Source organism: Curtobacterium sp. C1 (genome assembly GCF_021049325.1).
Taxonomy (GTDB): domain Bacteria; phylum Actinomycetota; class Actinomycetes; order Actinomycetales; family Microbacteriaceae; genus Curtobacterium; species Curtobacterium citreum.
In genome coordinates this window covers 2,578,136-2,598,463 of the sequence record NZ_CP088076.1, presented here as the reverse complement: position 1 = coordinate 2,598,463, position 20,328 = coordinate 2,578,136, and the positions used below count along the sequence as shown (strand labels likewise).

At 71.0% G+C, this 20,328-nt stretch carries 17 protein-coding genes; 8 read left to right on the top strand and 9 right to left on the bottom strand.

What is annotated here, in order from left to right; translation table 11 throughout:
- Positions 1–12: 12 nt before the first annotated feature.
- Positions 13–1,038, bottom strand: coding sequence for a LacI family DNA-binding transcriptional regulator (locus LQK89_RS12450; protein WP_231049266.1), 1,026 nt, complete (start codon positions 1,036–1,038; stop codon positions 13–15).
- Between the two features lie 144 nt (positions 1,039–1,182).
- On the opposite strand from LQK89_RS12450, the gene LQK89_RS12445 reads away from it, so the two are divergent.
- The 4 genes from LQK89_RS12445 to LQK89_RS12430 all read left to right on the top strand — a co-directional run bounded on the left by LQK89_RS12445 (position 1,183) and on the right by LQK89_RS12430 (position 6,381).
- Entirely contained in the window at positions 1,183–2,118 is a 936-nt protein-coding gene (locus tag LQK89_RS12445; RefSeq protein ID WP_114849845.1) for a carbohydrate ABC transporter permease, read from the top strand.
- On the top strand, positions 2,115–3,080 hold the full coding sequence (locus tag LQK89_RS12440) for a carbohydrate ABC transporter permease (protein ID WP_058740512.1): 966 nt from the start codon (positions 2,115–2,117) through the stop codon (positions 3,078–3,080). Before LQK89_RS12445 ends, LQK89_RS12440 begins: the two co-directional genes overlap by 4 nt.
- 65 nt (positions 3,081–3,145) lie before the next feature.
- The gene (locus LQK89_RS12435) at positions 3,146–4,486 is read left to right on the top strand and encodes an ABC transporter substrate-binding protein (protein ID WP_174777809.1); all 1,341 of its coding nucleotides are present in this window, start codon (positions 3,146–3,148) and stop codon (positions 4,484–4,486) included.
- 71 nt (positions 4,487–4,557) lie between these two features.
- Entirely contained in the window at positions 4,558–6,381 is a 1,824-nt protein-coding gene (locus tag LQK89_RS12430; RefSeq protein ID WP_231049265.1) for a glycoside hydrolase family 35 protein, read from the top strand.
- Between the two features lie 165 nt (positions 6,382–6,546).
- On the opposite strand, the gene LQK89_RS12425 is transcribed toward LQK89_RS12430, so the two are convergent.
- Positions 6,547–6,849, bottom strand: a complete 303-nt coding sequence (locus LQK89_RS12425) for a hypothetical protein (protein WP_058740515.1) — start codon at positions 6,847–6,849, stop codon at positions 6,547–6,549.
- A gap of 44 nt (positions 6,850–6,893) precedes the next feature.
- Between LQK89_RS12425 and LQK89_RS12420 the strand changes: the two genes are divergently transcribed.
- Positions 6,894–7,967 carry a spore photoproduct lyase family protein gene (locus LQK89_RS12420; RefSeq protein ID WP_231049264.1) on the top strand — a complete coding sequence of 358 codons (1,074 nt, stop codon included), beginning with the start codon at positions 6,894–6,896 and terminating at the stop codon, positions 7,965–7,967.
- A gap of 78 nt (positions 7,968–8,045) precedes the next feature.
- On the opposite strand, the gene LQK89_RS12415 is transcribed toward LQK89_RS12420, so the two are convergent.
- From LQK89_RS12415 to LQK89_RS12405, 3 genes are all read right to left on the bottom strand, one after another.
- Positions 8,046–8,222, bottom strand: a complete 177-nt coding sequence (locus LQK89_RS12415) for a CsbD family protein (RefSeq protein WP_174777812.1) — start codon at positions 8,220–8,222, stop codon at positions 8,046–8,048.
- A gap of 131 nt (positions 8,223–8,353) precedes the next feature.
- Entirely contained in the window at positions 8,354–9,448 is a 1,095-nt protein-coding gene (locus LQK89_RS12410; protein WP_231049263.1) for an SDR family oxidoreductase, read from the bottom strand.
- Between the two features lie 35 nt (positions 9,449–9,483).
- Positions 9,484–9,882, bottom strand: coding sequence for a DUF3253 domain-containing protein (locus LQK89_RS12405; protein WP_231049262.1), 399 nt, complete (start codon positions 9,880–9,882; stop codon positions 9,484–9,486).
- Between the two features lie 131 nt (positions 9,883–10,013).
- On the opposite strand from LQK89_RS12405, the gene LQK89_RS12400 reads away from it, so the two are divergent.
- Complete coding sequence (locus LQK89_RS12400) at positions 10,014–11,294, top strand: alpha-amylase family glycosyl hydrolase (RefSeq protein ID WP_231050798.1); 1,281 nt, start codon at positions 10,014–10,016, stop codon at positions 11,292–11,294.
- Positions 11,295–11,400: 106 nt separating this feature from the next.
- On the opposite strand, the gene mmsB is transcribed toward LQK89_RS12400, so the two are convergent.
- From mmsB to chvE, 3 genes are all read right to left on the bottom strand, one after another.
- Positions 11,401–12,582 (bottom strand): multiple monosaccharide ABC transporter permease, encoded by a 1,182-nt coding sequence (mmsB, locus tag LQK89_RS12395; protein WP_058740518.1) that lies wholly within the window; start codon positions 12,580–12,582, stop codon positions 11,401–11,403.
- A complete protein-coding gene (mmsA, locus tag LQK89_RS12390; protein ID WP_058740519.1) occupies positions 12,569–14,122 on the bottom strand; it encodes a multiple monosaccharide ABC transporter ATP-binding protein in 1,554 nt (517 codons plus the stop codon). The genes mmsB and mmsA overlap by 14 nt, the downstream gene beginning before the upstream one ends.
- Positions 14,123–14,224: 102 nt before the next feature.
- Positions 14,225–15,355, bottom strand: a complete 1,131-nt coding sequence (gene chvE, locus LQK89_RS12385; protein WP_231049261.1) for a multiple monosaccharide ABC transporter substrate-binding protein — start codon at positions 15,353–15,355, stop codon at positions 14,225–14,227.
- A 180-nt stretch (positions 15,356–15,535) separates the two neighbouring features.
- On the opposite strand from chvE, the gene LQK89_RS12380 reads away from it, so the two are divergent.
- A complete protein-coding gene (locus LQK89_RS12380) occupies positions 15,536–16,582 on the top strand; it encodes a LacI family DNA-binding transcriptional regulator (protein WP_083519745.1) in 1,047 nt (348 codons plus the stop codon).
- A 160-nt stretch (positions 16,583–16,742) separates the two neighbouring features.
- Here the strand turns inward: LQK89_RS12380 and LQK89_RS12375 are convergent, their stop codons facing one another.
- Positions 16,743–18,719, bottom strand: a complete 1,977-nt coding sequence (locus LQK89_RS12375) for a glycoside hydrolase family 127 protein (protein ID WP_231049260.1) — start codon at positions 18,717–18,719, stop codon at positions 16,743–16,745.
- 242 nt (positions 18,720–18,961) lie between these two features.
- On the opposite strand from LQK89_RS12375, the gene LQK89_RS12370 reads away from it, so the two are divergent.
- Positions 18,962–19,948 (top strand): LacI family DNA-binding transcriptional regulator, encoded by a 987-nt coding sequence (locus LQK89_RS12370; protein WP_231049259.1) that lies wholly within the window; start codon positions 18,962–18,964, stop codon positions 19,946–19,948.
- Positions 19,949–20,328: the final 380 nt, after the last annotated feature.

The window sequence follows — 20,328 nt, the reverse complement described above, 5'->3', positions numbered from 1 at the left end:
TGTCCGGCGTGGTCAGGCCGGTGGTGCCGCCGTGCTCGCCCGCTCGACGAGCCGCACGGGGACCAGGTCCGTCGCGGTGTGGACCGGGTCGCCCTCGATCTGCGCGAGCAGGTTCGCGACCGCACGGCGGCCGACCTCGTCGAAGGACTGGTGCACGGTCGTCAACGGCGGCCAGAAGGAGTCGGACTCGGGGGAGTCGTCGAAGCCCACGACGCTGAGCGAGTCCGGGACGCTCCGGCCGGACTCGTGCGCCGCGCGCAGGACCCCGAGCGCGGTCTGGTCGTTCGCGGCGAACACGGCCGTGATCTCCGGTCGGCCGGCGATCTCGAGCCCGGCGGAGTAGCCGTGCTCGGTCGTCCACCCGCCGTGGAACACGGGCGGGACGGGCCGTCCGGCGCGCTCGAGGGTGTCCTGCCACGCGGCCAGCCGGCGGGCGGCGGAGTAGGACGACTCCGGGCCGGCGACGTGCCAGACGGTCTCGTGCCCGAGGTCGAGCAGATGCTGCGTCGCCTGGCGGGCACCGTCGGCCTGGTCGGTGTCGATCGCGGGGTGCTCGGTCGTGCCGGTCGAGTCGACGACGACCATCGGTACGCCGTCGGGCAGGGCGACCTCGGCCGTGTCGATGATGTGCGACTCGATGATGATGACGACCCCGTCGACGGCCTGCTCGTGCAGCCGGGAGAACGCCGACCGCACGCCCTCCTCGGTCCGGGAGGCCATCGGCAGCAGCGTGATCGTGAAGTCCGCGGCGCCGGCCGCGTCGGCGATCGCCTCGAGCGTGCGCATGTTGCCGAAGGACGCGAGCGTGAACATGATCACGCCGATCGTGCGGAAGCGGCCGGAACGCAGGGCCCGGGCGGCGCGGTTGGGGCGGTAGCCGAGGGCGTCCATGGCGCGCTGGACCCGTTCGCGGGTGTCGGGGCTGACGTTGTCGAACCCGCGGGACACGCGGGAGACGGTCTGCATCGAGACCCCGGCGGCCTCGGCCACGGCGGCCAGCGAGGGCGCGCGGCGCGTGGCGGCGATCTCGGTCGACACGAGCGCTCCTTCCCCCTCGGGCGGCTCCCGCGGTGGTGCCGTCCCCGAACGGTAGCGCATGTTGACGTTGCCATGCTACGGTTCCCAAGTTCGATGTTGACGTCAACATCGACGCACCCGAACGCAGCACGACAAGGGAGTCACATGACCACGCTCGAAGCGCGTGCGCCAGGAGCCGCAGCTCCGGCGACGCCGCCGCGGCGCCGGAACCGGCAGCGCGGCCGCTGGACCGGCTGGATGTTCGTCGGTCCGTTCGTCGTGGTCCTCGTGGCCATGCTCGTCGTCCCGATCGGCTACGCGCTCTGGCTCAGCCTGTTCCGCGACCAGCTGATCGGCGGCAACCAGTTCGTCTGGTTCGCCAACTACGTGCAGCTGTTCCAGGACGCCAAGTTCTGGACCGGGTTCGGCCGCGTCGTGCTGTTCCTCGTCGTCCAGGTGCCGATCATGCTCGTCGTCGCGCTGATCGCGGCGCTCGCGCTCGACAGCGCCCGCCTGTGGGCGGCGTCCTTCTTCCGGATCGCGATCTTCCTGCCCTACGCGGTGCCCGGCGTGGTCGCGGCGCTCATCTGGGGCTTCATCTACGGCAACCAGTTCGGTCTCACCGGCACGATCAACTCGGCGCTCGGCATCGACCTGCTGCAGCCGTTCAGCCCGGACTGGATGCTCGCGTCGATCGGCAACATCGTCACGTGGGAGTTCGTCGGCTACAACATGCTGATCTTCTACGCGGCCCTGCGCGTCGTGCCCGGTGAGCTCTACGAGGCCGCCGAGATCGACGGTGCCGGCCCGATCCGCACGATCTGGTCGATCAAGATCCCGGCGCTCCGCGGCTCGATCGTCATCGCCACGATCTTCTCGATCATCGGCAGCTTCCAGCTCTTCAACGAGCCGAACCTGCTCAAGACGCTCGCCCCGAACGTCATCGGCACCTCGTACACGCCGAACATGTACGCCTACTCGCTGTCCTTCAGCGGCCAGCAGTTCAACTACTCCGCCACCGTCGCGATCGTCATGGGCGTCATCACCGCCGTGATCGCCTACGTCGTGCAGGTGCGCGGGACCCGAGCGGAGAACCGATGAGCACCCTGGACACCCGCACGACGCCGCCCACCGTGACCGAGGCGGTGACCACCCGCGGACGCAGCGGGGCGGGCCGCACCCGTGCCTCCCGTCCGAGCGGCCCGAAGGGCCGTGGACCCCGCGCCCGCAAGTCGACGCTCCTGCTCGTGGTGATGATCGTCATCACCGTCTACTCGCTGCTGCCGCTCTTCTACCTCGTCGTCAACGCGACGAAGTCGCAGGACGACCTGCTCAGCACCTTCGGGCTCTGGTTCGGCAACGGCTTCTCGCTGTTCCAGAACATCGGCGAGACGCTGACCTACAACGGCGGCATCTACCTGCGCTGGCTCGCGAACACCGTGCTCTACGTGGTGGTCGGCGCCGGCGGGGCGACGCTCCTCGCGACGATCGCCGGCTACGGCATGGCGAAGTTCCGGTTCCCGGGCCGCCGTGCGGTGTTCGCCGTCGTGCTCGGCGCGATCGCGATCCCCGGCACCGCGCTCGCCGTCCCGACGTTCCTGCTGTTCTCGTCGGTCGGCCTCACGAACACCCCGTGGGCGATCATCCTGCCGTCGCTCATCAGCCCGTTCGGCATGTACCTCATCTGGACCTACGCGATCGACGCGGTCCCGACCGAGGTCATCGAGGCGGCGCGGATGGACGGCGCGGGCGAGTTCCGGATCTTCTTCACGATCGCCCTCCGCCTGCTCGCCCCCGGCGTCGTGACGGTCCTGCTGTTCGCCGTCGTCGCGACCTGGAACAACTACTTCCTGCCCCTGATCATGCTGAGCGATCCGAACCTCTACCCGCTCACGGTCGGCCTCAACCAGTGGAGCGCGCAGGCGCAGGGCGTCTCCGCACACCCGATCTACAACCTCGTCGTCACCGGATCGCTCCTCACGATCATCCCGATCGTCGTCGCGTTCCTCTTCCTCCAGCGCTCCTGGCAGTCCGGCCTCGCGGCCGGGTCCGTCAAGGCCTGACCTCCCGCACCACCCAGCAGCACCACCCGAAGCACCTGCTTCACGATGAAGTGAAAGGCACCCTCATGCACAAGCGTCTCCGTCGCGGGCTCAGCGCCCTCGCGATCGGCGTCACCGCAGCCGTCGCCATGACGGCCTGCGCCGCCGGCGGCTCGTCCTCCTCCGGTGGATCGGCCGACGACATCACGAAGGCCCTCGAGAAGGGTGGGTCGCTGACCTACTGGTCGTGGACCCCCTCCGCCCAGGCCCAGGTCGCCGCCTTCGAGAAGGCGTACCCGAAGGTCAAGGTCAAGCTCGTCAACGCCGGCACCGGCAACGACCAGTACACCAAGCTGCAGAACACGATCAAGGCCGGCTCCGGCGCCCCCGACGTCGCGCAGATCGAGTACTTCGCGCTGCCGCAGTTCGCCCTGAGCGACTCGCTCGTCGACCTGAAGTCGTACGGCTTCGACAAGCTGGCGGACAAGTACGGTGCGGGCACCTGGCAGTCGGTCGACCTCGACGGCAAGGTCTACGGCCTCCCGCAGGACTCCGGCCCCATGGCGATGTTCTACAACAAGAAGACGTTCGACGACGCCGGCATCACCACGCCGCCGAAGACCTGGGACGAGTACGTCGCGGACGCCGAGAAGATCCACGCGTCCAACCCGAACGCCTACATCGCCGCGGACAGCGGTGACGCGGGCTTCACGACCTCGATGATCTGGCAGGCCGGCGGCCGTCCGTTCGAGGTCAAGGGCACCGACGTCACGGTGAACCTGCAGGACGCGGGTACCAAGAAGTGGACCTCGACCTGGAACCAGCTCGTCGAGAAGGGCCTGCTCTCGCAGACGCCCGGCTGGACCGACGACTGGTACAAGCAGCTCGGCAACGGTGAGATCGCCACGATGGTCACCGGCGCCTGGATGCCCGGCGTGCTCGAGTCGAGCGTGAAGGACGGCAGCGGCAACTGGCGCGTCGCCCCGATCCCGACCTACGACGGCTCCTCCGACGTCACCGCGAACAACGGCGGCTCCGCCGAGGTCGTCATGAAGCAGTCGAAGAACCCGGCGCTCGCGGCCGGCTTCCTGAAGTGGCTGAACTCCTCGCAGGACTCGATCGACGTGTTCCTGAAGTCGGGCGGCTTCCCGTCGACCAAGGCGCAGCTCACCTCGTCGACCTTCACCGCCGAGAAGCCGGAGTACTTCGGTGGCGAGGCGATCAACGAGACCCTGTCGAAGGCGTCCTCCAGCGTCGCCGAGGGCTGGCAGTACCTGCCCTTCCAGGTCTACGCGAACAGCGTCTACGCGGACACCGTCGGCCAGGCGTACCAGGACAAGTCCGACCTGAACGCCGGGCTCGAGGCCTGGCAGAAGGCGATCGTGAAGTACGGCAACGAGCAGGGCTTCAAGGTCACCTCGAAGTAACACCGTTCCACCACCACCTCGGGGCCGTGCGGATCCTTCCGCACGGCCCCGATCCCTGAGAGGGTCACACCATGCGCTTCGCCATCGGCGACACCGACTTCCTGCTCGACGGCGAGCCGCACCGGGTCCTGTCCGGCGCGATCCACTACTTCCGCGTGCACCCGGACCTGTGGCAGGACCGGATCCGCAAGGCCAAGCTCATGGGCCTCAACACCGTCGAGACCTACGTCGCCTGGAACGCGCACGCGCCCCGGCCGGGCGAGTTCGACCTGACCGGCGGGCTCGACCTCGGCCGCTTCCTCGACCTGGTCGCCGCCGAGGGCATGCACGCCATCGTCCGCCCCGGGCCGTACATCTGCGCCGAGTGGACGAACGGCGGCCTGCCGTACTGGCTGTTCACCGACGGCACCGTCGGCGTCCGCCGCGACGAGCCGGGGTTCCTCGCCGCCGTGCAGGACTACCTCGAGCAGCTCGCGCCCGTGCTCGTCCCGCGGCAGATCGACCACGGCGGGCCGATCGTGCTCGTGCAGGTCGAGAACGAGTACGGCGCGTACGGCTCCGACCCGGTCTACCTGACGAAGCTCGAGCAGATGCACCGGGACATCGGGCTGACGGTGCCGTTCACGAGCGTCGACCAACCGATGGGCACCATGCTCGAGGACGGCTCACTGCCGTCGCTGCACAAGACCGGCTCGTTCGGGTCCCGCTCGGCCGCGCGGCTCGAGCGACTCCGCCAGGCGCAGCCGACCGGTCCGCTGATGTGCTCGGAGTTCTGGGACGGCTGGTTCGACAGCTGGGGCGAGCACCACCACACCACCCCGGCGGCCGACTCGGCGGCGGACCTGGACGTCCTGCTCGCCGCCGGCGGCTCGGTCAACGTCTACATGTTCCACGGCGGTACGAACTTCGGCTTCACGAACGGCGCGAACGACAAGGGCGTGTACCGGCCGATCGCGACGTCGTACGACTACGACGCCCCGCTCGACGAGGCCGGTCGCCCGACCGACAAGTTCCACGCCTTCCGCGCGGTGATCGAGCGCTACGCGCCCGTCCCGCCGCTCCCCGCCTCGATGCAGCCCGGTGGATCAGGTCGCCTGACCGACGACGACGGCACCGGCCTGGAGGCACGCCCCGCGCCCGCCAGGGACGTCGCCGTCCGGCTCGACCGGGTCGCGTCGCTCCGCTCCCTGCTGCCCGCGCTGACCGGGTGGACGACCCACGACGAGCCGCCGACCTTCGACGCGCTCGGGGTGGCCAGCGGCTTCGTGCTCTACCGGACCGAGGTCGACCTGCCGACCGGCGGTGTCCTGACCGTCGGTGACGAGGTCCGCGACCGCGCCGTCGTCACCGTGGACGGTGTCGTCGTCGGCGTGCTCGAACGCGAGCACCACGACCGTGCGATCGCGCTCCCGCCGGTCACCGGCACGCTCGAGCTGCTCGTCGAGGACCAGGGCCGGGTCGACTACGGCCCCCGGATCGGCGAGCCGAAGGGCCTGCTCGGCGGGGTCGCCGTGGACGGGGTCCCGGTCGCGCGGTGGAGCGCCTCGCCGCTCGCCCTCGACCCGATCGCGCCCGCAGCGCTGGCGCAGCTCGCCGGGACCGCGCCCACCGACGGCGACGTGCTCGCCGGCCCGGTGTTCGCCGCGGGGTCGTTCGACCTGACCGAGCCGGGGGACCGGTACCTGTCGCTCGACGGCTTCCGGAAGGGCGTCGCCTGGGTGAACGGCTTCTGCCTGGGGCGCTACTGGTCGCGGGGGCCGCAGCGGACCCTGGCCGTGCCGGGTCCGGTGCTCCGGGCCGGCCGGAACGAGGTCGTCGTGTTCGAGGTGCACGCCGCGGCCTCCCGCCGGGTGTGCCTGCTCGTCGAGCCGGACCTCGGCCACACCGAGGGCTGACCCGCCCCCGTCGTGCCGATCCGCGCGTGGTGTGTCGATCCGCGCGTGGTGTGTCGATCCGCGCGTGGTATGCCGATCCGCGCGTCGGAAGGCGGGGATTCCGACCTCCGACGCGCGGATCGGCATCCCATGTCACGCGCGATGGGACGGACCGCTCGCCCGGCGTCACGCGTCGAGGGCGTCGAGCTCCTCGAGCGCGCGTCGGGCATCGGCGACCCGGTCGGCCTCCGGGCGGGTCCACCACTCGGGGCCGCGCTCGCCGAGGCCGTGCTTCGCCAGACCGTTCCGCCGCCGCGCGGCAGCCAGGGCCTCGTCGTCGCCGTCGCGCTTCGCCCGGCGCACGGCGTTCCGCCCGCGACCGAGGTGCGACCGGAGCGCGGCGGCGAGGTCCTCGGGCAGCGCCGGGTCGGTGCGCCGCCACCGTCGGCCGTCGACGACGAAGTGGTGGTCGTCGGGCTCCGTGCTCATGCCCCGAGTCTGCTCCGTCGGTGGTCGGCGGTAGACAGGGATCGATGACGGATCCCCGCGCCCACCCCCTGCTCGACGTCCGACGGATCTACACCGAGCCCGCCGCGCTCGACCTCCCGCGTGGGCAGGACGTCGTCGCGCGGTGGCCGGACGCCGAGATCGTGCCCGTCGCCTCGCACTGGAACATCCCCGAGGTCCACGGCGACGAACGCAACGTCCGGCGCTGGGTGCGGATCAAGACCGAGGCGCTCGTCCTCGGCGTGAAGAAGTCGCTCGTCACCCGGCCGAACGGCCGCTCCGCCGACTTCATCGCCCCCTCGACCGCGAACGGGTGCGCGATGGCGTGCGCGTACTGCTACGTGCCGCGACGCAAGGGCTACTCGAACCCCGTGACCGTGTTCGCGAACATCGAGCAGATCACGAAGCACGTCGCGCGGAACATCGCGAAGCAGGGGCCGAAGACCGAACCGAACCAGTGCGACCCCGACGCGTGGGTCTACGACATCGGCGAGAACAGCGACTGCTCGGTCGACGCGCAGCTCAGCGAGAACGTCCGCGACCTCTGCGACCTGTTCCGGATGAGTCCCACCGCCAAGGCGTCCTTCGCGACGAAGTACGTCAACCGGGACCTGCTCGACTGGGACCCGATGGGCCGCACGCGCGTCCGGTTCTCGCTCATGCCGCACGAGACCGCGAAGGTCACGGACATCCGGACCTCGCCGATGGCGGAGCGGATCGCGGCGGTGAACGACTTCGTCGATGCTGGGTACGAGGTCCACCTGAACTTCTCGCCGGTGATCCTGACGCCGACGTGGGAGTCCGACTGGGCCGACCTCCTGCGGCAGGTGGACGACGTCCTCTCGCCCGCGGCCAAGGCACAGCTCGCGGCCGAGGTCATCTTCCTCACCCACAACCAGGGCCTGCACGAGGTCAACCTCGGCTGGCACCCGAAGGCCGAGGACCTACTCTGGCGCCCGGACCTGCAGGAGCAGAAGGTGTCGCAGAACGGCGCCGTCAACGTCCGTTACCGGGCGGCGACGAAGGGGCAGCTCGTCGAGCGCTTCCGGGAGCTCGTGGCGGAGCACCTGCCGAGCTGCCGCATCCGCTACGCGTTCTAGCGGCAGAGCGGCAGGGCCCCGGAACGGAGGACGCCCGCACCGCCTGGGGGCGGTGCGGGCGTCAGCGGTGCTCGAGGCTCACTTGCCCTCGAGGTGGTCCTTCGCCTTCTCCTTCTCGAGACGCGCCTCGCCCATGACCTGGTCCTTCTGGCCCTGGTGCGTCAGTTCGGCGTCGTCCGTGTGCTTGCCGACGGCCTCCTCGACCTTGCCGACGATCTTCTGGGTGGCGTCCTTCGCCTTGTCTCCGAGCGACATGGTGTCGTCCTTCCTCCGGGGATCCCGCCGAGGGTCCCCGGCGCCTGTGCACCCGACTGAACCACGAGCCTCCCGTCCCTTCGCGGCGCAGCCGGAGGTTCACGTACCCCGATCTCGCCGACGGGGTACGACTACGGGACCAGACGGTCCGCCCGGTAGCGGTCGAACAGCTCGGCGAACGCGCGGTCGGTGCGCCGGTACCCGGTGAACCCGGCCTCGCGGCTCTTCCCCATGTCGGTCACGACCTCCATCTCGCGGCCGAGGTCGGCGTCAGTGTGCCACCACGAGGCCAGCCGCGTGACGTCGGGCTCGATCAGGCCGTACCGCTCGGCGATGCCGGCCCACGCGTGCTCGTGCGGCGCCATCTGCTCCTCGAGCGGGCGCGGACGGTCGGCAAACCCGACGACGCGCGCCGGGTCGACGCCCAGGTGTGCGGCGAGTCGCGGCCACATCCACCGCCAGCGGAAGACGTCGCCGTCCACGACGTTGAACGCCTCGTCGGCACCCTCGGGGCTCGTCGCCGCCCACACCATGTGCTCGGCGAGGAGCCCGGCGTCGGTCATGTCCGTGAGCCCGTCCCACTGCGCGGCGCTCCCCGGGAACACGAAGTCCAGGTCGAGCTCCTTGGCGAGCGTGGCCTGCACGGCGAGCGTCAGGCCCATGTTCATCGCGTTGCCGACGGCGTGGCCGATCACGGTGTGCGAACGGTGCACCGACCACGTGAAGCCCTGGCGCTCGGCGGCGGCGAAGAGCTCGTCCTCCTGCGCGTAGTAGAAGTTCGGGACGTCGAGCCGCGGCTCCTCCTCGTGGAAGGGCGTGTCCGGCACGACCCCGGCGGCGTAGGCCTCGAACGGACCGAGGTAGTGCTTCAGGCCGGTGACGAGCGCGACGTGCTCGAGCGGCGCGTGCGACAGGGCGGCGAGCAGGTCGCGGACCATGCCGCCGTTGACGCGGATGTTCTCCGCCTCGGTCTCCTGGCGCTGCCACGCGGTGAAGAACACGTGGGTCGGTCGTTCGTCGGCGAGGGCCGCGGCGAGGGAATTCGGCTCGCGGAGGTCGGCGGCGACGGTGCGGACGCCCTCGCGGGCGAGTGGTCGGCGGGACAGCGCGGTGACCCGCCAGCCCAGGGAGAGCAGGTGGTCGACGAGGGCGGAGCCGGTGATGCCGCTGGCGCCCACGACGAGGGCTTCGGGACGGACGGGGGTCGCTTCGGTGGTGGTCGTCATCCCCGGGTGCAACGCGGTCGGGCGACAGGTGTTCCCTACCGGGGACGTCGGATCCGGATCGGTCCCTTGGCGGTGGACGGGTCGACGACGCTGCCGTGCTGGGTGATCTCGACCTCGCCCCGCGCCACCATCCGGCGCGCGGCCCGACGTGCGGGCTCCATGAGGGGGTGCCAGTCGTCCGGCTCGAGCGAGCGGGCGGCGTCGGACGGGCAGATGCTCGCCGTGCGGGGACGGGCGGCGAGCAGCTCGTCGATCCGCTGCTCGAGCGCCCGGTCGGTGGCGTCGACGCCGTGCTTCCGGCACGCGGCGGAGCACCACTTCGCGTCCGGGGTGGCGGACGACGGCATCCGGCGGCCGCACGAGGCGCACGTCCGCTCGGCCTGCGCCTCGGCCGATGCCGACGCGTCCGCAGCGGTCCTGATCGCTCGTCCCATGCCGACCATCCTGGTCCCGCTGTCCGGTCCCGCACACAGCCCAGGCTCGGGCTGGCAGCATCGGGTCGGTGAACGCCGCCGACGAAGCCGCCCCCGCCCGCCCGGAGGAGCCCGCGTGGGTCGAGCACGCGATGTGGTGGCACGTCTACCCGCTCGGAGCCGTCGGGGCCGAGATCCGTCCGACGACGCCGGTCGACGAGCGGCAGGTCGAGCACCGGCTGACCCGGCTCGTGCCGTGGCTCGACCACGTGGTCGACCTCGGGCTGAACGGGCTGCTCCTCGGTCCGGTGTCCGCGAGCAGCACCCACGGCTACGACGTCGTCGACCACTTCCGCGTCGACCCGCGCCTCGGCGACGACGCCGACCTCGACGCCCTGCTCGCGGCCGCGCACGACCGCGGCGTGCGGGTGCTGTTCGACGGGGTCTTCAACCACGTCGGACGGGACCACCCCGCGTTCCGCGCGCTCGAGGAGCACGGACCGGACGCCCCGACCGCCGACCTGTTCGCGGTGGACTGGACGGGCTGGCAGCCGGGCGCCCCGGTGCCGGTGGGGGACTTCGAGGGGCACGACATCCTCGTCGCACTCGACCACGACTCCCCGGCGGTGCAGGACCTGGTGGTCGAGGTGATGACGCACTGGCTCGCCCGGGGGATCGACGGCTGGCGGCTCGACGCGGCGTACGCGGTGCCGCCGGCCTTCTGGGCGGCCGTGCTGCCCCGCGTGCGGGAGCGGTTCCCGGAAGCGTGGTGCAGCGGCGAGGTGATCCACGGCGACGCGGCCGCGATCGTGACGGCGTCGACGATGGACTCGACCACGCAGTACGAGCTCTGGCAGGGCACCTGGCACGGGATCGCCGACCGGAACTGCTTCGAGCTGGCGCACGCGGTCGAGCGCCACGACGCCCTGCTCGGCACGTTCGTCCCCACCACGTTCGTCGGCAACCACGACGTCACCCGCATCGCCAGCGCGGTGGGGGAGCGGTTCGCCGGGCACGCGGCCGCCGTCCTGTTCACGGTCGCCGGGACCCCCGTGGTCTACGCCTGTGACGAGTACGGCTGGACCGCCGTCAAGGAGGAGCGTCTGGGCGGGGACGACGCCGTGCGTCCGGAGCTGCCCTCGGCGCCGCCGAGCCCGACCGACCTGACCCGCACGTACCAGGCCCTGGTCGCCCTCCGCCGGCGGATGCCGTGGCTGCACCGCGCCCACACCGACGTCGTGCACCTGACGAACACTGCGCTGGTGCTGCGGACGGCGACCGCGGACGCGGCCGTGGTGACCGCCCTGAACCTGGCAGACGACCCGGTCGAGGTGCCCGCAGCCGACGCGACGCGGGTCGAGGCGGGCGGTGGGGACCTGTGGGACGGGACCCTGCGCCTCCCGGCCGGTGGGTGGGCGGTCCTGACCGCCTGACCCGACCCGCACAACGAGGCGGTGGAGCAGAAGACGTCGGGCGCCACACGGCGACCCGACGTCTTCTGCTCCACCACAGGGGTGAGGGGAACGGGGGTGGGACCCCCTACTTGCGCGCAGACGCCGCCCGACGCTTGTTGAACACGTCGAACGCGACGGCCGCGAGCAGCACCAGGCCCTTGATGAGCGACTGGTACTCGGTGCCGACACCGAGGATCGACATGCCGTTGTTCAGGATCCCGATGATGAGACCACCGATGATCGCGCCCGGCACCGTGCCGATGCCGCCGGTGACCGCTGCGCCACCGATGAACACGGCCGCGATGGCGTCGAGCTCGAAGCCGTTGCCGGCACCCGGGGCGGCGAGGTTGAGCTGGCCGGTGAAGACCACGCCCGCCAGCGCCGCGATGACGCCCATGTTCACGAACAGCAGGAACGTGACACGCTTCGTCTTCACGCCGGACAGCTGCGCGGCGAGGGCGTTGCCGCCGATCGCGTAGACGTGGCGACCGAACACCGCGCTCCGCATGACCACCGAGTAGACGACCACGAGCAGCCCGAGGACGACGAGGACGATCGGCGTGCCGTTGTAGCTGGCGAGCAGCAGCGCGACGTAGATGACGAGCGCGACGCCGAAGGCGAGCTTGACGAGGAACCAGACGAGCGGCTCGCTCTCGAGCTGGTACTTGCGCCGGGTGGCACGGCCACGGAGCGAGACGACGATCATGATCGCCGCGGCGGCGAAGCCGAGGACCATCGTCAGCGGCTCGTAGCCCGAGGTGCCGAACGAGGGCAGGAAGCCCGAGCCGAGCGAGCGGAAGCCGTCCGGGAAGGGCGAGATCTGCTGGTTCTGCAGGACGATCTGCGCGGCACCGCGGAAGGCGAGCATGCCCGCCAGGGTCACGATGAACGCCGGGATCCCGAAGTAGGCGATCCAGAAGCCCTGCCAGGCGCCGACCAGGCCGCCGAGCACCAGGCAGAGGACGACCGCGATCGGCCACGGGATGCCCCACTGCGTGATCATCACGCCGGCCATGGCACCCGTGAAGGCGACCACCGACCCGACCGACAGGTCGATGTGGCCGGCGATGATGACCATCACCATGCCGATGGCGAGGATGAGGATGTAGCTGTTCTGGACGATCAGGTTCGAGACGTTGATCGGGGCCAGGGTGATGCCGCTCGTCGTCACCTGGAAGAAGATGACGATGACGATCAGCGCGATGAACAGGCCGATCTGTCGGAGCTGCCCGGTGAGGTAGCCGGCGGCGGACTTAAGCGCGTTCATTGACAGGGGTCTCCCGTTCCTGGGTCATGTACTGCATGAGGACCTCGGGTGTGGCCTCGGAGCGGGGCACGTCCGCGGTGATCGTGCCCTCGGAGAGCGTGTAGATGCGGTCGCAGATGCCGAGGAGCTCCGGGAGCTCCGAGGAGATCACGATGACCCCCTTGCCCTGGTCCGCCAGGCTGTTGATGAGCGTGTAGATCTCGTACTTGGCGCCGACGTCGATGCCGCGGGTCGGCTCGTCGAGGATGAGCACGTCGGGGTCGGCGTACATCCACTTCGACAGGACGACCTTCTGCTGGTTGCCGCCGGAGAGCTTGCCCGTGACGGCGTTCACCGACGGGGCCTTGATGTTCATGCTCTTCAGGAACGAGCCCGCGACGGTGGTCTCCTGGGATCCGTTCACGAAGCCCCAGTTGGCGAGCTTCCCGAGCGCCGAGCCGGAGATGTTCCGCTTGATGTCGTCGATCAGGTTCAGGCCGTAGCGCTTCCGGTCCTCGGTCGCGTACGCGATGCCGTTGTCGATCGCCCGCGTGACCGTGTTCGTCTTGATCGGGACGCCGCGCTTGTAGACCGTGCCGCTGATGCCGGTGCCGTACGAGTGCCCGAACACGCTCATCGCGAGCTCGGTCCGCCCGGCGCCCATCAGGCCCGCGATGCCGACGACCTCGCCGGCCCGGACGTTGAGGTTCGCCTGGTGGATGATCTCGCGCGAGCCGTCGAGCGGGTGGTGGACGGTCCAGTCCTCGATGCGCAGGAGCTCCTCGCCGATGACGGGGTTCTCGCGCTCGGGGTAGCGGCTCGACAGGTCGCGGCCGACCATCCCGCGGATGATCCGGTCCTCGGAGACGTCGTCGGCGTGCATGTCGAGCGTCTCGATCGTCTTGCCGTCGCGGATGATCGTGACCTTGTCCGCGATCGCCTTGATCTCGTTGAGCTTGTGGCTGATGATGATCGCCGTCATGCCCTCGGCCTGCAGCGAGCGGATGAGCTCGAGCAGGTGGGCCGAGTCGTCGTCGTTCAGCGCCGCGGTGGGCTCGTCGAGGATGAGCAGCTTGACGTCCTTCGAGAGCGCCTTCGCGATCTCGACGAGCTGCTGCTTCCCGACGCCGATGTCGACGATCTTCGTGACGGGGTTGTCCTTGAGCCCGACGCGCTGCAGGAGCGAGGCGGCCTCGAGGTTCGTCTGGTTCCAGTCGATGAGCCCGCCCTTGACGCGCTCGTTGCCGAGGAAGATGTTCTCGGCGATCGACAGGAAGGGGCTGAGGGCGAGCTCCTGGTGGATGATGACCACGCCCGCGGCCTCGGAGTCGTTGATGGAGCCGAACTTCACCGGCTGGCCGTCGAGCAGGATCTCGCCGTCGAAGGAGCCGTGCGGGTAGACGCCCGACAGCACCTTCATCAGGGTCGACTTGCCCGCGCCGTTCTCGCCGCAGATCGCGTGGACCTGGCCGCGCTCGACCTCGATGGAGACGCCCTGCAGGGCCTTCACACCGGGGAAGGTCTTGGTGATGTCCCGCATCTCGAGGATGGTGTCCGCCATGTGGGACCGCCTTTCCGTCGTCCGCGCGTCGCGCGGGTGGAGACGGACGGGAGGCGCGGTGCGGGGGTGCACCGCGCCTCCAGTCCTGTGGATGGTTGCGTCCTACTTGAGGTCGGCCTCGGTGTAGTACCCGCTGTCGACCAGGACGGACTTGTAGTTGTCCTTCGTGACGACGGTGGGCTGGAACAGGTAGGTCGGGACGACCTTGACCTTGTTGTCGTAGCTCTTGGTGTCGTTCACCTCGGGCTTCTTGCCCGTCAGCAGGTCCTCGGCCATGGTGACCGACTGCTTGGCGAGCTTGCGGGTGTCCTTGTAGATCGTCGAGTACTGCTGGCCGGCGATGATCGACTTGACCGAGGCCTGCTCGGCGTCCTGGCCGGTGACGATCGGGAGCGGGCGGTCCGAGGAGCCGTAGCCGGCGCCCTGCAGGGCCGAGATGATGCCGATCGACATGCCGTCGTAGGGCGAGAGGACGCCGTTCAGCTCGGTGCCGCCGGAGTAGGACTTGGCGATCAGGTTCTGCATGCGGGCCTTGGCGGTCGCCGGGTCCCACTGCTGCGTCGCGGCCTGGGAGAGCTGGTCCTGGCCGGACTGGATCTTCAGCGTGCCGTCCTCGAGGTACGGCTTGAGGGTGTCCATCGCGCCGTTGAAGAAGAAGCCGGCGTTGTTGTCGTCGAGCGATCCGGCGAAGACCTCGATGTTGAACGGACCCTTCTTGTCCGTCTTCTTGCCGTCCGCGTCGACGAGGCCGAGGCCCGTCAGCAGCGAGGTGGCTTGGTCGACGCCGACCTTGTAGTTGTCGAACGAGACGTAGTAGTCGACGTTCTTGTTGCCGGTGAGCAGGCGGTCGTAGGAGATGACCTTGATGCCGGCCTTGGCGGCGGCGTCGAGCTGGTCGGAGAGCGCCCCACCGTCGATCGACGCGATGATCAGGACCTTCGCGCCCTTGGTGATCATGTTGCTGACCTGCTGGGCCTGCTGCTGGACCTTGTTGTCGCCGTACTCGAGATCGACCTTGTAGCCGGCCTTCTCGAGGTCGCTCTTGACGGCGTCGCCGTCCTTGATCCACCGCTCGGAGACCTTGGTGGGCATGGCGACGCCCACGAGCGCGCCCTTGTTGTCGCCGCTGCTGGTGCCGCCCTCGGTCGACGCCCGGCCACCGGCCGAGCACGCCGCCAGGGAGAACGCGATGCCGACTGCTGCGACGCCCGCGATGATCCTGCGCTTCATCATCGAAGTACCTCTGTTCCTCTCGCGTCGTCCTCGACGCGCTCAGGTGCTGGGGCTGCTGTGCCCCGTGGGATTGCTCGGGTGAGCGCTCACATACTGAGGGTTCCGTCACGGGGTGTCAACTCGTCGTGACCGTTTCGGGACCTTGCCTCGTCGGGCGGACTGCGCGGTACGCTCAGCCCCGTGACGACCACGACCGCGCTCGGTGGTGCCGGCGGCAGACGCCGCAAGGCCCCGACGATCTTCGACGTCGCCGAGCGCGCGGGCGTCTCCCACCAGACCGTCTCCCGCGTCATCAACGGCGACCCCACCGTCCGCGAGGCGTACCGCTCGCAGGTGACCGACGCCGTCACGGCGCTCGGCTACCGACCGCGCGCGGCCGCCAGGGCCCTGGCCGGTGGCCGCAGCCGGGCGCTCGGCATCATCACCGCCGGCGACGCCCTGTACGGGCCGTCGAGCACGGCGATCGGCTTCGAGCGCGCCGCCCGGGCCGCCGGGTACCACGTGCTCCTGTCCACGCTGCCGGACGAACCGCGGCCCGTCGACCTCTCCGGCGCGCTCACGACCCTGCTCGCGCAGGACGTCGCCGCGATCGTCCTGGTGGCGGCGGACAACCGGGTGCTCGACGCGCTCGCGTCGCTGACGATCCCGGTCTCGGTGCCGGTCGTCGTCGCGAACGCCGTGCAGCGCGACGCCAGGACCCCCGCGGCGCCGAGCGTGGCCGCGGTCGCCATCGACCAGGCCGCCGGGACGACCCTGGTCATGGAGCACCTGTTCGGGCACGGGTACCGGCGGATCGTGCACATCGCCGGACCGTCGGTGTCGCAGGAGTCCGAGGTGCGCCGCGCCACCTACGAGCGGGTCATGCGCGAGGCCGGGCTCGAACCGGTCGTGCTCGACGGCGACTGGACCCCGGCGAGCGGGTTCGCCGCCGCCCGGCACATCGACGCGACCGTGGTCGACGCGGTCTTCGCGGGGAACGACCAGATGGCGCTCGGGGTGCTGCACGCCTTCGCGGACGAGGGGCTCCGCGTGCCGGACGACATCGCCGTGGTCGGGTTCGACGACGTCCCCGAGGCCGCGCACTTCACGCCGCCGCTCACCACCGTGCGGCAGGACTTCGTCGCGATGGGGCAGCGGGTGCTCGAGACGGTGCGGGCGCTCGTCGAGGGGGAGCCCCGCGACGAGACGCTCCTGGCGCCCGAGCTGGTGGTGCGGCGGAGCACGTAGCGGTCCCGCGCGTGGGAGGCCGATCCGCGCGTGGGATGCCGATCCGCGCACGGGGTGCCGATCCGCGCATGGTCGGTCGTCCGTTCCGACCGAGTACGCGCGGATCGGCTTGCGATGTCAGGTGCGATGGGCAGGAACGTGCGTCGCGCGCCCGCCGGCGTCACCGCGCGAGCGGGATCCAGACGCGCATCGGCTCGGGACCGCGGTTCGCCCAGGCGTAGTACGGCACGGCGGTCGCCGTGACGGACTGGAGGATCGTGGCACGGTCGCCGGACCCGGCCACGTCGTCGACGCTGGTCGCGTCCGCGGGGCGATCCGTGCCTCCCGTCCGGTCCGTGTCGAGCCGCCGGTACGGCCACGCTGCCTGCTCGTGCCGGGACGGGGCGGACCCGGGCACGCGCAGCGTGACGACGCCGTCGAGGAGGTCGTCGCGACGCTCCTCGGTGATCGGCGCCGACGCGTCGACCGTCAGGTCGTCGACCGTGAAGCCCTGCTGGTCCGCCTGCTCGACGGCGTAGACGAGCGGCCCGCGCTCGATCGCGACCTGCCCTCGGGCGGCGTCGATGCGGGGGTCTGCGACGTACCGGTGCGGTGTCGTGTCGAGGACGAGCTCGACGGTGTCGCCCGCCGACCACGTGCGGTCCAGGACGTGCCGCGTGCCCGGGGCGGGGTGTGCCGTGCCGTCCGGCCCGGTGACCGTCGTGATGTCCGACCAGGCGGGGATGCGCAGCCCGAGGGCGAGCGGCCCGTCCTGCGTGACCGTGACGACCACGCGGCCGTCGTGCGGGTACCCGGTCTCGACACGGACCGGGCCGAGGTCGGCGGTGGCGTACTGGTGCACCTGCAGACCGCCGTCGGTCGCGGTGGCCAGGTAGCCGTCCAGGCTCGCGAACGTGCGCATGATGTTCGGCGGGCAGCAGGCGCAGTCGAACCAGCCGCGACGGCCGTGGGCGGGGGAGCGGTTCTCGTCCTGGTGGGCGTGGTCGCGGTGCTGCAGCGGGTTGACGTAGAAGTACTCGGTGCCGGCCAGGCTCACACCGGCGAGGAACGCGTTGTACAGCAGCCGCTCGATCGCGTCGGCGTACACGGGCTCGCCGGTCGCGAGCAGCAGGCGCCAGGCCCACTGGATCCCGCCGATCGCAGCGCAGGTCTCGGCGTAGCCGCGGTCGGTCGGGAGCTCGTACGGGTCGCCGAACGCCTCCCAGTCCCAGCGGGCGCCGAGGCCGCCGGTGATGAACGCCTTCGTCGCCATCATGTCGGCGAACTGCCGCTCGCTCGCCGACAGCAGCTCGGCGTCGCCGGTCTCGATCGCGACGTCGACGGCTCCGGCCGCGAGGTAGACCGCACGGACGGCGTGTCCCTCCACCGTGGTGGCCTCGCGGGCGGGCACCCGGTCGGAGAAGTACGTGGGTTCCCCGCCGGCGCGCTTGATGATGCCGTGCCCGCGGGCGTCGACGAACCAGTGCGCCAGGTCCAGGTAGGCGCGGGTGCCGGTCTCGCGGTACAGCTCGACGAGTCCCATCTCGACGACCGGGTGGCCGTCGATGTCGACCGTCTTCCCGTCGCCGAAGGTGCGGACCAGGTGGTCGGCGTTCTTCACGGCGACCTCGAGCAGCCCGGTGTCGCCCGTCGCCCGGTGCTGCGCGACGGCCGCCTGGTACAGGTGCCCGGCGCAGTACAGCTCGTGGCTCCACTTCAGGTCGACGTACCGCTCGCCCTTGCCGCGGACCTGCTGCACGGAGTCGACGTACCCGTCCGCGGCCTGGGCCCTGGCGTACAGGGCGGTGACCTCGCGCTGCAGGGCGAGGAGGTCCTCGGCGGGGGCGCGGCCGTACTCCCACGCCACCGCCTCGAGCCACTTGGTGACGTCCGAGTCCATGAAGACCGGGCCGACCGCCTCGCCCTGTTCGTCCCCGGCGGCGATGCGTAGGTTCCGGAAGTTCCCGGCGGCGTCGAGCCGGTCGTACCCGCTGCGGATCGCGTCGCGGCCGTTGCGGTCCTGCCGCAGGGCCCAGAAGCCGCCGGTGATCCGGGCGTCGCCGGTCGGGAGCGGCCGCAGCGCGAGGTGCGCACCGGCGGTCGGGAGGACCGGGGTCGCGGTCCGTGTTCGGCTGTCGGTGGGGAGCGTGGTCGTCACGGCGCCTCCTCGCGCTCGGGCGCTCCTGCGTCGGGACCGGGGCGGGGACCGACGCGTCCGACGGGCAGAAAGCGCTTTCCGTGGCGACCGTACGGCAGGTCGGTCCCGGGCGCAAGAGCCGGTTCCCGTAGGCTTCGACGGGGGACGACGGTCCCGGAAAGGACGTTGCCGTGTCGGACGACCCCTCCGGTCACCCAGGCCATCGCGGGCACCCGAGACGTCCCGGGCATCCCGGGCACGCCGTGCGTCCCGCTCGCATCGCGGACGTCGCGGCGCTCGCCGGGGTGTCGATCGGGACCGCCTCGAAGGCGTTGAACGACACCGGGCAGCTCCGTGCCGAGACCCGGGAGCGGGTCAAGGCCGCCGCCGAGCAGCTCGGGTTCGTCGGCGACGCCCGGGCCCGGGCGCTGTCGTCCGGTCGCTCGTACACGGTCGGGATGGTGACGACCGACTCGTTCGGCCGCTTCACGATGCCGGTGCTGCTCGGCGCCGAGGACGCCCTGTCCGCCGGCGAGGTCATGGTCCTGGTCGCCGACACCCGCGACGACCACGTGCGCGAGGCCCACTACCTGCGCTCGCTCGTCTCCCGCGGTGTCGACGGCATCATCGTCACCGGCCGTTCCGCCGACGCCCGGCCGCCGATCGAGGTGCCGGTCCCGGTGCCCGTCGTCTACGCCCTGACGCCGTCCACGTCGGACGCCGACGTGTCGGTCACCCTCGACGACGCCGCGGGTGCCGCTGCCGCCGCGAGGCACGTCCTCGGGCTCGGGCGCCGACGGGTCGCGGTCGTCACCGGGCCGGTCACCGCGCGCTCCGCCGAGCTCCGGGCCGCCGGGGCGCGCTCGGTGCTCGGCGACCGGATGACCGGCGAGCCGCTGTTCGGCGACTGGTCGGAGCGCTGGGGGCGCCGGGCCGTCGACCAGCTCGACCGCACGCACGGCGGGGTGGACGCGGTCGTGTGCGGGAACGACCAGATCGCCCGGGGGGTGTGCGACCGCCTGCGGGAGACCGGGCGGTCGGTACCCGCGGACGTCGCGGTGACGGGGTACGACGACTGGGACGTGGTGGCACTCGCGAGCCGCCCGCCGCTGACCACGGTGGACATGCGCCTCGACGAGCTCGGGAGGATCGCCGGGCGGTCGCTGCTCGAGCTCGTCGCCGGGGGTCGGCCGGCCTCGACCGCGGTCACGCCGACGCTCGTCGTCCGCGAGAGCACCGCCGGCGCGTAGGGGCGGGGCGCGCGTGGTGGGTCGTTTCGCGCATGGTTGGTCGTTCCGCGCATAGGTGGTCGTTCGATCCGCCTAGGTACGCGCGGATCGACTTCCCATGTCGGGTGCGATGGGAAAGAACGTGCACGGGCTGCCCTCGGAGGCTGCTGGGGACGCGGGGAGCGGGGCGTTCCGCGCGTGATTGGTCGATTCGGGCATGGTCGGTCGTTCGTTCCGCCCAGGTACGCGCGGATCGACTTCCCATGTCGGGTGCGATGGGCAGGAACGTGCGTCGCGACCGGCCTGGAGGCGCGGTGCCGGTCCGCCGGGCGTGCGCCGTGCCTCCAGGCTGGTCGCTCCCACACCCGTGGCCGGTCCCGCGGGCATGGCCTGCCACCCGC

Excerpts from the sequence above, each read along its gene's own strand:
- LQK89_RS12445 (WP_114849845.1), top strand. The coding sequence starts at position 1,183 with ATGACCACGCTCGAAGCGCGTGCGCCAGGAGCCGCAGCTCCGGCGACG.
- LQK89_RS12440 (WP_058740512.1), top strand. The coding sequence starts at position 2,115 with ATGAGCACCCTGGACACCCGCACGACGCCGCCCACCGTGACCGAGGCG.
- LQK89_RS12435 (WP_174777809.1), top strand. The coding sequence starts at position 3,146 with ATGCACAAGCGTCTCCGTCGCGGGCTCAGCGCCCTCGCGATCGGCGTC.
- LQK89_RS12430 (WP_231049265.1), top strand. The coding sequence starts at position 4,558 with ATGCGCTTCGCCATCGGCGACACCGACTTCCTGCTCGACGGCGAGCCG.
- LQK89_RS12425 (WP_058740515.1), bottom strand. The coding sequence starts at position 6,849 with ATGAGCACGGAGCCCGACGACCACCACTTCGTCGTCGACGGCCGACGG.
- LQK89_RS12420 (WP_231049264.1), top strand. The coding sequence starts at position 6,894 with ATGACGGATCCCCGCGCCCACCCCCTGCTCGACGTCCGACGGATCTAC.
- LQK89_RS12415 (WP_174777812.1), bottom strand. The coding sequence starts at position 8,222 with ATGTCGCTCGGAGACAAGGCGAAGGACGCCACCCAGAAGATCGTCGGC.
- LQK89_RS12410 (WP_231049263.1), bottom strand. The coding sequence starts at position 9,448 with ATGACGACCACCACCGAAGCGACCCCCGTCCGTCCCGAAGCCCTCGTC.
- LQK89_RS12405 (WP_231049262.1), bottom strand. The coding sequence starts at position 9,882 with ATGGGACGAGCGATCAGGACCGCTGCGGACGCGTCGGCATCGGCCGAG.
- LQK89_RS12400 (WP_231050798.1), top strand. The coding sequence starts at position 10,014 with ATGTGGTGGCACGTCTACCCGCTCGGAGCCGTCGGGGCCGAGATCCGT.
- mmsB (WP_058740518.1), bottom strand. The coding sequence starts at position 12,582 with ATGAACGCGCTTAAGTCCGCCGCCGGCTACCTCACCGGGCAGCTCCGA.
- mmsA (WP_058740519.1), bottom strand. The coding sequence starts at position 14,122 with ATGGCGGACACCATCCTCGAGATGCGGGACATCACCAAGACCTTCCCC.
- chvE (WP_231049261.1), bottom strand. The coding sequence starts at position 15,355 with ATGATGAAGCGCAGGATCATCGCGGGCGTCGCAGCAGTCGGCATCGCG.